Source organism: Parabacteroides sp. MSK.9.14, assembly GCF_019041495.1.
Lineage (GTDB): Bacteria > Bacteroidota > Bacteroidia > Bacteroidales > Tannerellaceae > Parabacteroides > Parabacteroides merdae.
The window spans coordinates 128,585-145,452 of the sequence record NZ_JAHPXO010000008.1 but is presented as its reverse complement, the minus strand read 5'-3'; the positions used below and the strand labels follow the sequence as shown (position 1 = coordinate 145,452).

Sequence of the window (16,868 nt, the reverse complement as noted above, 5' to 3'; positions counted from 1 at the left end):
ACAACCTATAACAGGATTTTTTTAATACACAGTCAACCAAAATCAGGACGAGACACTATTTGATTTTGTGATAGATGTGTGATAGATGAAAACGCCATCTATCACACATCTCACGCTTTAATTAACAAAGCACACACGCAAAAGCGTGATAGAGTGATAGAGATTTATGAACATCATGAATTCTTCGTCATGGCAATTACATATTATTATACCATACCGGTCCCGGCCGGTTACCCATTTCAAACTCCAATGTGTCACCATTCATAATCTGCTCATGGGTAATATAGCTCTTGTCATACGGTCGGCCATTCAACTTCACAGATTGAACATAGATATTTTCACGGCTTACAGCCGGAGCCAAGACCACAAAAGTTTTGCCGTTTGCCAAATGCATCTTCACTTCTGGAAATATCGGAGTTCCGATCTCATACTTGCCACTGATCGGATCAACCGGATAGAAGCCCATCGAACTGAATACGAACCAAGCCGACATCTGTCCGCAATCTTCATTCCCACAAATACCGTCCGGAGCATTCTGATATAGGTTGTGCAGGACCTCAGCCACATACTTCTGCGTCTTCCAGGGCTGTCCTACTTTATTATATAAATAAATCACATGATGGCTCGGTTCGTTGCCATGTGCGTATTGCCCGATCATACCGGTACTGAAGATCGGCAGGTCTTCTGTCGATTTCGGAACATAGGTGAACATACTGTCCAGTTTCTCAGCGAAACGTTCCTTGCTTCCGACCAGGCCGACCAGACCGTCCAGATCCTGAGGTACAGACCAGAAATATTGCCAGCCATTACTTTCACAGATATCTTCGGTATAGTCGTCGGGGCTGAAGTTTGCAGCGAAGTTCCCTTTCTCGTCACGCGGCTGCATGAAAGAAGTGGCCGGATTATAAACATTCCGGTAGTTCTGAGCACGTTTGTAGAATTCATCGGCGATCTCTTTCTTGCCCATCTTCTTTGCCATTGTTGCAATACAATAATCATCATAAGCATATTCCAATGTCTTGGATAACGACCAGTTCTCCCATTTCTTGGGATCGCCGTAGGCCGGGACATACCCTAACTTCTTGTAATCACCGATTCCCCGGTAATCATCACGGTTGGCCGTAGCAATACAAGCCTCAAGTGCTTTTTCCGGATCGAAATTGCCGATACCTTTCAGATACGCATCCACAATTACGGGAACGGCATGATATCCGATCATCATATTGGTTTCCCAGCCATACAAATTCCACAATGGCAAAGCCCCATTCTGTTCATAGAATTTCAAGAAACCTTTGATCATATCATTTGCACGTTCTGGTTCGGTATAGGTAAATAGCGGATGAGAAGCGCGATAAGTATCCCACAACGAGAAAGTGGAATAGTTCGTCCATCCGTCCGCTTTATGGATCTGCTGATCCGGGCCGTAATAGGAACCATCCACATCACTGTAAATTGTCGGAGCGATCATGGAATGGTACAAAGCAGTATAGAACTTCACCAGGTCATCAGTATCCGAGCTTTTCACCTCTATTTTAGAAAGCTGCTTGTTCCATGTTTTGGCAGCCTGCGCTTGATAATAATCGAAATCGTCTTTCGAAACCTCCGCACGCAGGTTCTTGCCTGCTCCTTCCATACTGACACCGGATATACCAGTCGTTACTAAAATTTCCTCATCTTTCTCCGTATTGAAATCGAAACGGGCAATATAGGCCGTACCGATCCTGCCACGATCTTTCGTTACGATAGAAGTTGTGTCCATATGGCAAGCCATGAAAGGTTTCGAGAAACGAGTCTCAAAATAAACATGCTGCAAAGGAGACCAGCCTTGCGAAAAACGATATCCCCGGATCGTCATCGAATCGACCACTTCTATATACGAATCCAACGTGAAGTCCCAGTTCATCGCCTTTTTGAGGTTCAAGAATACGGATGCCTCTGCTTTGGGGAACGTATAACGCTGAATACCGCAACGTTCAGTCGCGGTCAACTCGACATTAATATTGTAATCTTTCAGCAGCACACGGTAATAGCCAGCCGAAGCCATCTCGTCATTGTGCGAAAAAGTCGAATAGACACCCAAAGGAGCAGGTGCCTCCTTATACGGACGAGTCACCGGCATGAAAGAGATATCGTACAAATCGCCCGCACCTGTCCCTGACAAATGGGTATGGCTGAAACCGGCGATAGTCGTGTCGGGATAAAAATAACCGGAAATACGGTCCCAACCGGGAAGCCCGTTGTCAGGACTCAACTGAACCATTCCGAAAGGGACTTGCGCTCCCGGATAGGTATTACCCGTAAAGTCTGTCCCGATAAAAGGATTTACATATTGTGTATAATCATCCGCCTCCTGTTGTTTTTCCGGCGTGCAGGCTGCCAGAGCCAGCAAGGAGACCGCCAATAAGGATATGTGCCTCATGTTTACATTATGTTTTAGTCTTGACAAAGATAAAAAAAGAGACGTACAATAAAAACTGTACGTCTCTTCTATAACTATTTTACGATGTCCGTAGTTTTAGGCCGGTGCGATTTCCGTACTATCTTCATCCTCGTCATCTGCATCTCCATTCGTGTCATTCTTCACAAAGAACGCACTCAATTCGAACAATCCATACAGCGGGAAGAATACGATACCCAATGTGAACGGGTCACTACTTGGGGTGATAAATGCAGCAGTAACCAACAACCCCACGATAGCATGCCGTCTGTATTTGTGGAAGAACGAACGTTTCAACAAACCGATCTTCGACAACAGCCACGAAACCAACGGCATTTCAAAAACGATTCCCATCACAAAGATCAGCATCAGGAAATTATCCATATACGAATCCAAAGAGACCTGTTCCGTTATATTGGCACTCAACTGATAAGTTGCCAAAAAGCGCAGCGTCATCGGGAATACCATAAAATATCCGACAGCACATCCGATAAAGAACATGATTGTTCCCAAAAGAAATACCCATTTGACATTTTTCTTCTCATTCTCATACAAAGCCGGACTAATGAACTTCCAGATTTCCCACATCAGATAAGGGAAAGTAAGCACAAGTGCCAACCAGAACGAGGTGGTCATGTGAGTAAAGAACTGAGATGCCAATCTGATATTAAACACATCCACATGAAAATTATCATTACAGAAATCAGGCAGAACATCAAACCACGGACTGACATTGACCAACCACTGGTTCAAATCGCACAACCATCTGTAAAAGATAAAATCGGAATAACAGGGTGCCAATACTACGCGGTCAAATATACCATCGCTACCACGCATAAAGGCGAAACTGCCTATCGCAAAGATAAAGAGCGCTAAAAAAGAACGGAACAGAGTCCAACGAAGTGCCTCCAGGTGGTCCCAGAAGGACATTTCTTCTTGTTCTAATTCTGCCATCTTTTACTTTTTATCGGTATCGTCTATCTTAATGTCGTCTTCTAATCCTTTTACACCGTCTTTGAAGTTTTTCACACCTTTACCGATACCTTTCATCAGTTCAGGTATTTTTTTACCACCGAAAAGTAACAAAACAATAATGGCAATGATGATAATCTCGCCAGTTCCTAAATTTCCAAGAAATAATAATTGATCCATGATATTGTATAAATTAGTCGTTAATATTCCTGTTATCGATGGGGCAAAGATACAATTTGTAATGAATAGTACCCCAATTATTCTAAATTTATTACCTTTGCGCCATCTTAAAAAACTGAAATTAGAAAAAGATTAGAAAAAATGAAAGCGTATGTATTTCCCGGTCAGGGTGCCCAGTTTGTCGGAATGGGAAAAGACCTTTATGAAAACAATCCTCTTGCAAAAGAGATGTTTGAAAAGGCTAACGAAATCCTCGGTTTCCGCATCACGGATCTGATGTTCGCCGGAACAGACGAAGATCTGCGCCAGACAAAAGTGACACAGCCTGCCATTTTCTTACACTCTGTCATTCTTGCAAAAACATTAGGTGACCAGTTCAAACCGGATATGACAGCCGGACACTCTTTAGGAGAATTCTCCGCGCTTGTTGCAGCCGGAGCCTTGTCTTTCGAAGACGGACTTGTTCTGGTATCCAAACGTGCTATGGCGATGCAGAAAGCCTGCGAAGCCACCCCCTCGACAATGGCTGCCGTTCTGGCATTGCCGGACGAAAAAGTAGAAGAGATCTGCGCAAGCATCGAAGGTGAAGTCGTCGTATGTGCAAATTACAACTGTCCGGGACAGCTTGTCATCTCCGGCTCCGTATCCGGTATCGATGCCGCATGTGAAAAGATGCTGGCTGCCGGTGCAAAACGTGCACTGAAACTGAAAGTCGGCGGTGCATTCCACTCCCCTCTGATGGAACCGGCTCGTGCAGAACTGGCTGCCGCTATCGAAGCGACTCCGATCCACAAACCGTCTTGCCCTGTTTACCAAAACGTAAGCACGAAAGGCGAAACCTGTCCTGAAACAATCAAGGCTAACCTGATTGCCCAGCTGACTGCCCCGGTCCGTTGGACACAGAGCGTTCAGAACATGATTGCCGACGGTGCCGATCATTTCATCGAACTAGGTCCGGGCGCTGTACTTCAAGGATTAGTGAAAAAGATCAATAAAGAAGTAACGACAGAAGGCATGCAATAAACAGTTTGCTTCATTCATATAAAAAGGTTGGTAGGAAAGTTCTTCATCGAACACCTACCAACCTTTTCTCATATCACTACTTCAGATTCCACCACAAGGCAGTCTCCACCACATCCGGTCCGCCCAACAGTTCGAGGGCTTTATTATAACCTTCCAGGTTGTTCGTCTGGATATTGGCCGGATAGCGATAACGCTTCGGATAAAACTCCAAACGGCATTCTTTTGAAGTGGCAACTGTCAAGGGAACCTGGTTCAACGGGTTATAGTCTTTTTCGACAGCCTGATTCTCGAAAAAAGGCAAACCGATACGGCGATGGTCGCTCCAAACTTCCTCGGGCAACCAGGGAACCTGAGCAATATATTTCTGTGTGAAGATCTTCGTCATCGCATCGTTATTATATGCACCGCCACGATAGATGGAATTTTTCGGATATGTATAAGTCATCGTCTTGTTCTCTTTTGTGTACGGATCAACATAGTTTACGATATAAGGCTTTGCCTCCGTTGTATGGTCGAAACTGACAGATGTCCCGATCCGATTATATTCGGTAGAAGACAGATAAGCACCGACTTCACTCAACAAGCCGTGGTACTCGAAGCTCGCAGTCACTCCGTTCTCGTAGTTCGATTTGGGAGAGCCCGGAACATCCCAACCACGCACGCCGGCTTCAGCCAGCAAGAAATAACTTTCCCAAGGACCGAAATAGACACGTTTCTGAGTACTCATGCGGTATTGCTTCGACATGGACGGATAGTTATAGTTTTTTCCGGTCAATTCGGTAGCCAAACTACCTTTCACATCCCATTCACCGGCCACCCATGTCCCCCAAGTATATCTAGGATCGATTGTCAGCATCGGCTTCGTGTTATCATCCGGATCGAACAGGGAGACCGGTTTCACCTCGCTGGCCGCCCCGATATAATCGGAATAAACCACACCATCGTTCCATCCTACTACACTAAATAACTTCGGTGCACGTGGATCGACATATTGTGGAACGCCGTCGAAATAAAATCCGGCACACGGATCGTTCGTCGTCAACGGAAAATGCCTATCCAAATACAAGCCCATGTAAGTATGCGGGTTCTTCAGATGTGCTTTCAATGAATCAGGTAGTGGAAATTCGTTACTTCCCAAGCCGACCACGAGATTCTTGAATGTAACGGACATCGCCTGTGCATTCCAGGTACGGGACATAACGCTGGTCAGGTCGCTCCATCCGTCCTTTTCCTGTACACCGGCAAGTTCGGAAAGTGAAGAAATATATCCTTTGGAAGCGGCATCTTCAAACTCTCTTTCAGCCAGCTGCGGGTTTGCATTCACGATACGCATTGCCAAGCGCATACGCAGAGAATTGGCATATTTCTTCCACATATTCACATTTCCGGCATAGAAAGCGTCTTCAGCCGACATCGGAGACATATCAATTGACGGGTCGAGCGCGGCTTCCGCCTCCTTTAGTTCTTTGAGAATAAAAGTATAAATCGCTTCTACACTGTCGTACTCGCCCGGAACGCCCGAAAAAGCATCCAACGCCGGAATCGGCCCGAACCCGTCAGAGACCTCCGAGTTCAGGTAAGCCCGCCAGATACGCGCCATCTGGATCACATTCTTATAATACGGATAGAGATCAGCTTCACCATCAGCCACTTTCTTCTCGCCCAGTTGAACGGCTTTAGTCGCCTGATTCAACCATTTCACGGCGTAGTCGTTGCTCAGGTAGCGCGTGATATAATCATTATTATCCGTACCGATCGTGAAACCGCTTCCCCGATTGAAACGAGACGCCCGGTTCCAAGTCAGGATAAACATACGTTCGGCGATCTCCGGATTCATCTGGTCACCGACGATCGAGGCATTCAAGAACCATTCAGGCTTTACCTTGCTTTCATCCACCTGGTCCGGATCTTCATTTATCTCCTGAAAATCGTTACAGGAAGAAAACAATGCCGCCATAGAGAATAGGCCTGCTAATATTTTATTTTTTGTGTTCATATTATGTTGTTTCTTTTTATATCCTTTACAAAATGATTGCAAATTATCAAAAACCGACCATCCGGTCTTCCGGAAAGGTTTTGTAAGCTTTTTAAAACCCGACCGTTACGTTAAACGTGAACGAACGGCTCGTCGGAGCGGCCCCGTTTTCGAAACCAGTCGCATTCGTGTTGGTTGCCGAAACGGATTCGGGGTCAATACCTGGCAAATTGTAATGGATCATCCATACATTGTTGCAGGTAGCAGACAGATTCAAACGCTGGAACGGCGTCTTTTTCAGCATCGCTCTGTTGAACGTATATCCTAAAGTGATGTTACGTAGACGAATATTGGTTGCGTCATATGTGAAAACCTCCGGCAAACCGTAATTACCGGTCGATCCGATCCGCTCCCAATAGTTCTGGTGAGTGACCGGAACATTGTTTTCCACATATCCTCCGTCTTTCCTGACAACCGTGTTAGGCACGACAAAATCCTGACGTTCACCGTTCACAACCGTTCCGGCTGCATTACCACGGACAAATAGGTTGGAAGCTGTTGCCGAATAGATGTCGCCACCGATACGGAAATCGACCAGGAAACTCAAGTTAAACCCTTTATATGAAAAACTGTTCGTCAAACCCAGCATCCAGTCCGGACTTTGGTTACCCACCTTGCTCTTTTCAGCAGAGATCAGAGGTAGGCCGTCGTCTCCCACAATCACTTTGCCATAATGCGGACTGTCCTTGTCCGTCACACGCAGAAAGGTCTGTCCGTAAATATCACCATAATAACTGCCTTGTGCCGCCACGATCTGGATCGCATCCAATGTCTTGATGTCATAAAGCGTCACGCCCGGATACAGGTCGATGATCTTATTGCGATTCAAGGAGAACTGGGCTGTCGCATTCCAGTTGCATCCCTGCACGTCCGGGCTCTGGAAAATGGCACCGTTCAACGAGATTTCCAGACCTTCGTTCTGGATATTACCGGCGTTCACCTTGCGGGAACTATACCCGGCAAACGGGTCGAGCGGCAGGTTCAGCAACTGGCGGGTCGCATTCGTCTTATACCAGGCGAAATCCAAACCCAAGCGGTTCTGCAGGAAACGCACGTCGAGACCGGCTTCCCATGATTTGATCAACTCGCTTCGTACGCTCGAATCAAACAAGATTTGGCCGGGAGCAGCCGTCGTATTCCCGTTTTCGTCTTTTCCTACCGTGTAATTATTGTACAACTGATAGGGATCAAGATCATTACCGACTTCCGCATAAGAAGCCCTCACCTTTGCAAAGGTGAACCACTCCGGCATGTTTCCGCCGATCTTAGGTAACATATCCGAGATCACACCAGAAAGACTGACCGAAGGATAGAAATAAGAGCGATTGTCTTTGGACATAGTAGATGACCAGTCGTTACGGGCTGTCACGTCTAAAAACAGATAGCCGTCCCAGTTCAGTTGCAATGATCCATAAAGGGAATTCATCTTCCGGCGGATCAACTCGGAGGTAACGGTCGGTTTATTAATGCCGTTGTTCAAGGAGAAAAGGTCCGGAACCAGCAATTCACCAGCCGAAGCGTTCATCTTGGTTCGCTGCTGCATCATCAGGTTACCTCCGAATGTCACGAAACCGCCCAAGCGGTCCAGCAGGTTGTCTTTGCGTGCGGTAGCCAGGAAGCTGTAGTTATTTTCGTAGAATGTCTCAGAACCTTCATTATACAGGCCGCGGGGCGAGGTGTTACCGCCGGCATATACTTTCTCATTTTTGGTCGTCGTATAATAGTCGGTACCCCCACGCAGTTCGATATCGAACCAGTTGGTCGGCGCATACTTCAACGATACGTTACCCAACAGACGGTTACGGGTATCATTGTTCTGCCGGTATTTGGTCACCCAGTACGGGTTTTCCTGCGGGTTCTTGGAGGCATCCCACCAGATCATATTGCCTTCTTCATCCACGCTGCTCTTAAATTCCTTAACATTCAAGGAACGAGGCAGACCGTATATCGTGTTGAACGCATTTGACGGGTTCACGCCTTGGATCGGGCGGTTATGGGCATTCATATTTATATAGTTCACTTTGGCATCCACCTTCCATTTCTCCGTCTTATCGAGGAATGTGGTGGCACGCAACGTAACGTTCGTCTTATTCAGTTTCGATTCCGGTGTGATACCGGCATCATCCGAACGGTTAATAGATGCGAAGACAGAAGTTCCGTTAATATTCTGCTGGAAACTGACGCCTTCGTTAAAAGAGGTTCCTGTATGGAAGAAAGCATCGATATTATCATATGTCTGGAGAGGCACTTGGCGTCCGAGCCAATCCGTCACAGTCTGGCCTTCAGCTTTCGGTCCCCAACTCAAACGGGACTGGTTGTCATAAACTCCGACCGATCCTTGTCCGAAGCTGTTTTGCATATCCGGTTTCAAGAAAATGGATTCAGCCGTGATACCAGCATTCACCGTAATCCCCAGCCCTTCGTTTTTCCGTCCCGATTTGGTCGTGATCAGGATCACGCCGTTACCGGCCCTCGAACCGTAAAGTGCAGCTGCCGAAGCTCCTTTCAGGACCGTCATCGATTCGATATCTTCAGGGTTAATATCAGAAAGGCCGTTACCCATATCGGCTCCGGAATTACCCCAAACATCATCCACACCGCCTGTAAAATTATCCATCGGCGTACCGTCCACCACGATCAATGGCTGATTGCTACCGGTCAGCGAACTGTTACCACGGAGCACGATCTTCGAAGAACCTCCCACCCCGTTACTGGAGCGTACAATCTGTAAACCGGAAACTTTACCAGACAACGAATTGGCCAAATTTGGTTCGCGGGAAGACAACAACTCGTCTCCCTTCAATTCCTGCATGGCGTAACCTAACGCTTTTTTATCACGCTTCATACCCAAAGCAGTCACGACTACTTCATCCAATTTTTGCGTGTCCTCTTCAAGATGTACAGACAAAGAGGCTTGTCCTGCATAAGGAATCTCCTGTGTGGCGTAACCGATAAAGGATATTTGGATAATATCCCCATTTTTTACCCCATCCAACGTAAAGTTGCCATCCATATCGGTCATTGTCCCGTTGGTGGTTCCTTTTATAACAACAGACGCGCCGGCAACCGGTCCCAAAGCATCTTCGACGGTTCCCGTTACTTTTGCATTTTGTTGGGAAATGTCAGTGTCTGGATTACCTGCACTTGAAGCCGAGTATATATTCCCGGAGAAACATAACGTGCTCGCAAGCAAAACCATGCTGACAGGCTTAATTCTTTTCAACATAACTAATGTTTTTTGTTTAAATTATGATACATGTCTTGGCTGAAACCAACGTCTTTTTTGATATATGTAACACAAAAAAAGAGAAGTTGTTTTGTATTTAACCTTTCGGGTAAAAGCAGATCATGCTGAAAAAGTAATCCGAAAACATATTGACAAATTGTTTCACAAGGACAGAGAAACAAGAAGAAAAGACAAATGGAGAAATACAAGAAACTTTTTTTTCGATTCGGGAACAAAAAATAAAAAAGGATGCGGCAGGAAATGGTTATCTGAGTGATGAAACGATTGCGAATCGTGCATCAGATGCCTTATTAAACTATATGGAAGCATGTTATGAAAAGAATGGAAATCTGGATGCCAAAGCACAGAGCTATTGGAGAGCTTTTCGCGAACGTGCTCATCCCGATACAGATTATAATAAGACAATCGCTGCTACTGTTATGAGCGAAGAGGCCAAAAATGACTGGGGAGAGGAGAGACTTATTACGCTGGGCAACTGGTCAATCCAACCTTGTATAACATCGATCGGCTGACCGTTTGCCATTAAAAAACCATCGACCATACCACGGGTCACACCGACACCATAATCGCCTAACCACGCTCCTACACCGACACAATGTACCTAGCCGAGACCTTTACTATACAGCACTTCGCTATAAGACGATATATCCACAGCCAAGAACATATCCATATATGGGTTAGCAGGCTCCTTTTTCTTTTCCCGGCCATCCCGGACCATTCGGAACGAATGCTGTATTTTTGAATATGAATCCATTTGGTTTGGGTTCTTACCGAATCATTCCATCGAAAGCTATTATTGTTGTTTACAACTGGTTTTCCTGTTCTACCGCTTTTTGTAATAATTACACCAAAGGAACACAAACCCTGCAAATGGAAGAAACGGCAGCATCTTTCAAAGCAGAAATATTCTCAATATCCTGCGGGTTGACAGCGTTGATACCACCTTCCATGCCATCGTTCAAAACCAATGGACTACCACTGAACGAAGATTATCATCCATATTCGTCATGATGCCGTTAGTGGTTCCTTTTAACAATCACAGAGGCTCCGGCAACAGGATTAGGCTAATAGATCTGATTCTTTTGAATCATAATTTGTGTTCCATGATATTGAAAGAATTACTCTGATTTTCATAATAACTTCTTATTCAATGAAACAAGCAGGCTCACACATCTTTGTGTTTTCAATGTTTAAAATGATATTAGTTCTAAAAGAACTATGGTATTTTTAGCTTTAATACATTTTGACACAACTTCATAACAATATGATTTTCAATAAATTAAATAAGTAAAATATATTATGCAATAATTACTTAAAATACACAAGTCTCTTTAAATTACTTCTGTTAACAAATTAGCAGAAGTACGACCATGTTTTTTATTTATCTATTTTTATATAGTTACATATTTCCAATGGATACATTATTCTGATAAACAGAATAATACCTGTGTAATACCAAAAGAGTAAAATGTTAAAAAAGAAACTTCTACGTATTTTTTTTAGAAAAATAACAGTACAACGGAAAATTTTCATATCTTTGACACCGATATGAAATGTGCAGAGTTCTTTTAGAACTAATTACAAACACAGATAAACTTTATACGCAAAAGCTAAAAACTCTAACATTTTGTATATATGATGTAGAAAAGCGATAATAAGCGCCATCATTTTAATTAAAAGAGCATTCTTTCAATTAAATATAAGACACAAATTATGTTGAAAAATTTCAAACCTATCAGCTTAATCTTGCTGGCAGGTGCCACTTGTTTCCCAGCAAGTATATTTGCAGAAACAATGCCCTCCAAGCAAGGTATGAACATTTCCCAGCAGAACGGAAAAGTTACAGGTACTGTGGTAGATGATCTAGGGCCTGTTGCCGGAGCATCGGTCGTAGTGAAAGGAACAACCAATGGAAACATTACCGACATGGATGGTAATTTCACATTGGAAGGTGTAAAAAATGGAGACATCATTCAGATCTCTTTCATTGGTTACACAACTCAAGAAATCAAATACACAGGACAATCCACTCTTCAAATCAAATTAGCGGAAGACACTCAAAAACTGGAAGAAGTCGTAGTCGTTGGCTATGGCGTACAAAAGAAGGTAAACCTGACCGGCGCTGTAGGGATTGCAGATAGCGAAATTCTGGAAGATCGTCCGATCGGAAACATTGCACAAGGTTTGCAAGGAGCTATTCCAAACTTGAATATTGATTTCGCCAGTGGTAATCCAAATGCAGCTACTACATTTAATGTACGTGGTGCAACTTCACTGAATGGAGGACAAGCACTATTGTTAGTCGACGGAGTCGAAACATCAGACTTGTCTTTGCTTAACCCACAAGATATCGAAAGCGTATCAGTATTAAAAGATGCTGCCTCTGCTTCTATTTATGGTGCCCGTGCCGCTTTTGGCGTTGTATTGATCACAACTAAAAAAGGGAAAAAAGAACAAAAAGTTCAAATCAACTACAATAACAACTTTTCTTGGTCGATGGCCTCTCGCTTACCGGATGGTGTTTCTTCCGATAAGTGGATTCGTGCCATGAATCAGGCAAACGTGAACAATGGCAGCGGACAGTATTTCAAAGATGAGCACGTTCAGGCTGTAGATGATTTCATTGCGGGGAGAGGTCTTTCTGCATTTTATACAACAGACAATTCAATAACTGCTGCCGGACAATGGGCTTATGCTGGGAACACCGATTGGTTCGACGTAATGTACAAACCGTCATTCATGCAACAACATAATGCAAGTATCAGCGGTGGTTCAGACAAGACGACTTACTACGGCTCTATTGGTTATAAAGGACAAGATGGTATTTTGCAATATGGTACGGATAAATACAAACGTATTAATATGTCTTTCAACTTTTCCACTCAGATTACAAAATGGTTGGAAGTAACTTTCCGTACAAAATATAACCGCAATACAAGTGATTATCCCTACACCAGCAATTTTAATTTAGGAAACATTTTTTACGAAATCTATCGTGGATTCCCAACTATTCCTGTTTACCTGCCAGATGGTAATAATTTTGCTGGTATAGCAGGTAGCAACTTCAACTATAACTTTGCTGGTTTATTAGATGGAGCTGGGCGAGACAAAACCAACTCGGATGACTTTTGGTACACTGCCGCCTTTAATCTGACACCGTTAGCCGGTTTATCAATCAAGGGAGATTATACCGGAAACAAATTCTATCAAGATCAAACCCAGCACGGCAAGATACTGTATCAGACAATGCCAGAAGAAAGTACGTTATCTCCGCTATCCGTTGGTACACCTGGAGGTGTAACAAAAGCTAATTACGGAGATACTTATCAAGCATTGAACTTATGGGCTGACTACAAGAAGTCATTCAATGACAAGCACAATTTAGGTGTAATGGTCGGTTACAACCAAGAAAGCAAAAAGACGACTAAATTAAGCGTAAGCACTAGTAATCTATTTGATAACAATTTCCCTGTCACCGATTTGGCCAGTACTTATAACATGCCAAGTGAAGAAGCAACAATCTGGGCTGTACAGGGTGCGTTCTTCCGTTTGAATTATGATTACATGCAAAAATATTTACTTGAGGTAAATGGTCGCTATGACGGTTCATCCAAATATATGTCTGGTGATCGTTGGGGATTCTTTCCCTCGGTATCAGCAGGTTGGCGTATCTCTGAAGAAAGTTTCTTCGAACCAGCTCGTAATATTTTCGACAACCTAAAAGTCAGAGCTTCATATGGCTCATTAGGCAATCAAGTTACAGATGGCAATTTCCAATATTTAAGTTTCTTGACAAGCGAATCTTTGGCCTATCTGATGAACGGCGGTATCATTAGTGGCTTGAAAGCTCCGACATTGGCTAGTACAAACATCACATGGGAAAAAGTTTACACAACCAATATCGGTTTAGACTGGACTATGCTGAACGGCCGTTTCACTGGATCTTTTGACTATTACATCCGCGATACAAAAGGAATGGTCGTAAACAAAACTTACCCGGCTGTATTAGGGACGACAGGTGGTAAAGAGAACTTGGCAGATATGAGAACCAAAGGTATGGAATTATCTTTAACGTGGAACGATCAGATTAAAGACGTGGCCGGCAGTCCTTTGGATTACTCTATCAGCATCGGCATCTCAGACAACACTTCTGAGATCACGAAATATGATAATCCGACATTAAGTTTGGATGAAACTCATTACCAGGGAAAGAAAATCGGCGAAATTTGGGGATATGTAACAGATGGCTTCATTAAAGATGAAGCTGAAGCCCAAGAAATGGCCAATAAACAGGCTTTCATCAGCACAACTTGGAAACCAGGAGATATTCGTTATGCAGATTTGAACGGTGATGGAAAAATTGACCGTGGAAATAATCGTGTTGGTGATTCGGGCGACAAAAAAGTCATTGGTAATACAACTCCCCGCTACAATTTCAACCTCAACTTGAGTGGTTCATGGAAAGGTTTTGACTTACGTCTGTTCTTCCAAGGTACAATGAAACGCGACGTATGGTTGGACTCTCCTGTATTTTGGGGATACAAGACAGGTATTTGGTGGGCTAACTTAAATGATTACATCATCGATAACTCTTGGAGTGAAACCAATACGAACGCTTACTATCCTATTCCGACTTGGAGTGATAGAAGTAAACAAACACAGACAAAATATCTGCAAAACGGTGCTTTTATCCGTCTGAAAGATGTTACATTAAGCTACACTATTCCTAAAGCGCTCATCAATAAATACGGCATTGGTCAGCTAAAAGTGTTCGTAAGCGGTCAGAATCTTTGGGAAGCTACAGGATTGTACAAATACCTCGATCCGGATGCTGTAGGCAGACGTGACAATAACGGTAACTTGAAAGTTGACGACAACGGTAGTGTTTACCCGTTCACCCGTTCTTATTCATTTGGTATCAACGTAACATTCTAAAAACAGACAAAGTAACATGAAAAAGTCAATTATATTATTTGGTGGTTTATTGTTCCTCACAACCCAAAGTTGTGATGTACTGGATAAAGAGCCATTAGACTCTATCAGTACACAACAATACTTTGCAAATGCCAATGCACAGGCATTAGAGCAATATTGTAATGATTTATATCCCAAATTAATCACCGGACATGGAAATCCGAACGAATATAATTTTGGGATGATGGAAACTGATTTCCAGTCTGATGACCTACTTCCGTGGGACGCAAACTCTGTAGCTTTCAGTCAACACAGCATTTCTACAGCAGACAATGACAATTGGAAATGGGAAAATATTCGTGCTTGTAATGCTTTTATGCAAGATTACGAACTATCCCCGGAAACCGAGGCCGTAAAACATCGTTATGCTGGTGAAATTTTATTCTTCAAGACATTAGATTACTTTAATAAAGTAAAACGCTTTGGCGATGTACCTTGGTATGACAAAGTATTGGTTCCTGGAGACGAAGACCTATACAAAGGCCGCGATTCCCGTATTACCGTTGTAGCAAACATGATAAAAGACATTGATCAAGCGATTGAATGGTTACCCAAAAAAGAAACGACAGGTGTCTACCGCATCAGCAAAGACGCTGCACTTGCATTAAAGGCACGTATATGTTTATTTGAAGGAACTTTCCGCCGTTATCATAATATGGAAGGTGATACCGAATTGCTCAAAGCCGCTTATGAAGCAGCAGGCGAACTGATGAAATCCGAATATGGCTATTCATTGTTCCAAGGTTCAAAACCTGGTAAAGCCTATTATGAATTATTTATCCAAGCAGATTACAACTCCAATCCTGAAATTATTCTGTCGAAGGAATATGATCCGACTGTCGGCAAAGGAAATAACTTAAGCCGCCAAATTGCAGTCGGTGAATCTCCTATCGGTTTGAGTCGTGACGCTGTTGAAGATTATTTGTGTGCAACAACAGGAAAACCAATCTCTATGTGCGGCTGCGAAGGCCACTCTCATCATACTACATTAATCGCCGAACTAAAGAATCGAGATCCGCGTTTACTACAAACAGTACCGACTCCCGAAGCTGGTGAATACACCTATTACCTAGAAGGGAAACGTCCGGATATCGGTAAATATACCAGTGGAAGTGTTAGTACATCTACGGGATATGGTGTTATCAAATATTACAATCCGTCAGAATACACATCATCTCATCATATTGGAACATTAGACGCTCCAATCTTCCGTTATGCAGAGATTCTTCTGATACGTGCAGAAGCAGGAGCCGAACTTGGCCAAGATCCCGAATTAGATAAAACAATCAACGCTTTGCGTGATCGGGTTGGTTTTAATCACCATTTGACAACAAATCCGATTGAAGACCCGAAATTGGTTGCCGAATATCCAACAATCAAAGGCCCGAACGCCAACTTGATCCGCGAAATCCGCCGTGAACGTCGTGTTGAACTAATGGCAGAAGGTTATCGTTACCACGACTTAATGCGTTGGGCCTGCGGTATTCGCCTGAACCAACCGAAATTGGGTATCATTCCAGACAAAGCAACAAGTGAGAATGATTTAAATGGATATAATACAAAAGATTATGAATCCATTAAATCCGGATTAGGTTTCGTAGACGGTGCCATTGATGTTTATACAAAACGAATGACAAATCCTGTTCCAAACTTTATAGATCCCAAGAACTATTTGTTCTCTATTCCGACAAACCAAATCGGATTAAATCCCAATTTAAAACAAAATCCGGGATGGGATTAATTGAAATATTTTGATAATTTTTTTTCAAAAGGTCTGCTCTTCATAACAGAAGGGTGGACCTTCTTGTATTTGAAAAATCCACATTATTTCAATAGCTTTTGATTTTAAGGTCCATCTTCACAACTTCAGCAAACAATTCATATATATCAACTCCCTATAAATACTGAAATACCAAGAATATGAAGTGATTTAAGACTACACAATTCACATAGTTCAAAACAACTATCTAATCAGTTACAAAGAAAGTGAAAGAGGTAAG

Annotated in this window: 10 protein-coding genes and 1 pseudogene; 4 read left to right on the top strand and 7 right to left on the bottom strand. The window is 43.3% G+C overall.

What is annotated here, in order from left to right:
- Positions 1-196 precede the first annotated feature (196 nt).
- From KTG12_RS06585 to KTG12_RS06575, 3 genes are all read right to left on the bottom strand, one after another.
- Positions 197-2,419 (bottom strand): GH92 family glycosyl hydrolase, encoded by a 2,223-nt coding sequence (locus KTG12_RS06585; RefSeq protein WP_022322271.1) that lies wholly within the window; start codon positions 2,417-2,419, stop codon positions 197-199.
- Between the two features lie 96 nt (positions 2,420-2,515).
- On the bottom strand, positions 2,516-3,391 hold the full coding sequence (gene tatC / locus KTG12_RS06580; protein WP_155143656.1) for a twin-arginine translocase subunit TatC: 876 nt from the start codon (positions 3,389-3,391) through the stop codon (positions 2,516-2,518).
- A gap of 3 nt (positions 3,392-3,394) precedes the next feature.
- Positions 3,395-3,589: a twin-arginine translocase TatA/TatE family subunit gene (locus KTG12_RS06575; RefSeq protein WP_005639296.1), complete on the bottom strand. Its 195-nt coding sequence runs from the start codon at positions 3,587-3,589 to the stop codon at positions 3,395-3,397.
- Positions 3,590-3,730: 141 nt separating this feature from the next.
- Here KTG12_RS06575 and fabD point away from each other — a divergent pair, with 141 nt between their 5' ends.
- Positions 3,731-4,612 (top strand): ACP S-malonyltransferase, encoded by an 882-nt coding sequence (gene fabD / locus KTG12_RS06570; protein WP_122203628.1) that lies wholly within the window; start codon positions 3,731-3,733, stop codon positions 4,610-4,612.
- Between the two features lie 76 nt (positions 4,613-4,688).
- Here fabD and KTG12_RS06565 read toward each other — a convergent pair whose 3' ends face one another.
- Together KTG12_RS06565 and KTG12_RS06560 are read right to left on the bottom strand one after the other, a co-directional pair.
- Positions 4,689-6,608: a SusD/RagB family nutrient-binding outer membrane lipoprotein gene (locus KTG12_RS06565; RefSeq protein WP_138272875.1), complete on the bottom strand. Its 1,920-nt coding sequence runs from the start codon at positions 6,606-6,608 to the stop codon at positions 4,689-4,691.
- Positions 6,609-6,699: 91 nt separating this feature from the next.
- Positions 6,700-9,873, bottom strand: coding sequence for a SusC/RagA family TonB-linked outer membrane protein (locus tag KTG12_RS06560; RefSeq protein WP_216945415.1), 3,174 nt, complete (start codon positions 9,871-9,873; stop codon positions 6,700-6,702).
- 149 nt (positions 9,874-10,022) lie between these two features.
- On the opposite strand from KTG12_RS06560, the gene KTG12_RS06555 reads away from it, so the two are divergent.
- Positions 10,023-10,406: a RagB/SusD family nutrient uptake outer membrane protein gene (locus KTG12_RS06555; protein ID WP_046452441.1), complete on the top strand. Its 384-nt coding sequence runs from the start codon at positions 10,023-10,025 to the stop codon at positions 10,404-10,406.
- An 89-nt stretch (positions 10,407-10,495) separates the two neighbouring features.
- Here the strand turns inward: KTG12_RS06555 and KTG12_RS21690 are convergent, their stop codons facing one another.
- A complete protein-coding gene (locus KTG12_RS21690; RefSeq protein ID WP_005649970.1) occupies positions 10,496-10,648 on the bottom strand; it encodes a hypothetical protein in 153 nt (50 codons plus the stop codon).
- A pseudogene (locus tag KTG12_RS21685) lies at positions 10,634-10,874 on the bottom strand (hypothetical protein); the annotation flags it as partial. The gene KTG12_RS21690 and the pseudogene KTG12_RS21685, both read right to left, overlap by 15 nt.
- Before the next feature lie 733 nt (positions 10,875-11,607).
- Here KTG12_RS21685 and KTG12_RS06545 point away from each other — a divergent pair.
- On the top strand, positions 11,608-14,829 hold the full coding sequence (locus KTG12_RS06545; protein ID WP_022322422.1) for a TonB-dependent receptor: 3,222 nt from the start codon (positions 11,608-11,610) through the stop codon (positions 14,827-14,829).
- Positions 14,830-14,845: 16 nt separating this feature from the next.
- Positions 14,846-16,609, top strand: coding sequence for a RagB/SusD family nutrient uptake outer membrane protein (locus tag KTG12_RS06540; RefSeq protein ID WP_022322423.1), 1,764 nt, complete (start codon positions 14,846-14,848; stop codon positions 16,607-16,609).
- The last annotated feature ends 259 nt before the right edge of the window (positions 16,610-16,868 follow it).

Bases quoted from the DNA above. Each gene is read 5' to 3' on its own strand.
- KTG12_RS06585 (WP_022322271.1), bottom strand. From the start codon at position 2,419: ATGAGGCACATATCCTTATTGGCGGTCTCCTTGCTGGCTCTGGCAGCC.
- KTG12_RS06575 (WP_005639296.1), bottom strand. From the start codon at position 3,589: ATGGATCAATTATTATTTCTTGGAAATTTAGGAACTGGCGAGATTATC.
- fabD (WP_122203628.1), top strand. From the start codon at position 3,731: ATGAAAGCGTATGTATTTCCCGGTCAGGGTGCCCAGTTTGTCGGAATG.
- KTG12_RS06560 (WP_216945415.1), bottom strand. From the start codon at position 9,873: ATGTTGAAAAGAATTAAGCCTGTCAGCATGGTTTTGCTTGCGAGCACG.
- tatC (WP_155143656.1), bottom strand. From the start codon at position 3,391: ATGGCAGAATTAGAACAAGAAGAAATGTCCTTCTGGGACCACCTGGAG.
- KTG12_RS21690 (WP_005649970.1), bottom strand. From the start codon at position 10,648: ATGGATTCATATTCAAAAATACAGCATTCGTTCCGAATGGTCCGGGAT.
- KTG12_RS06565 (WP_138272875.1), bottom strand. From the start codon at position 6,608: ATGAACACAAAAAATAAAATATTAGCAGGCCTATTCTCTATGGCGGCA.
- KTG12_RS06540 (WP_022322423.1), top strand. From the start codon at position 14,846: ATGAAAAAGTCAATTATATTATTTGGTGGTTTATTGTTCCTCACAACC.
- KTG12_RS06545 (WP_022322422.1), top strand. From the start codon at position 11,608: ATGTTGAAAAATTTCAAACCTATCAGCTTAATCTTGCTGGCAGGTGCC.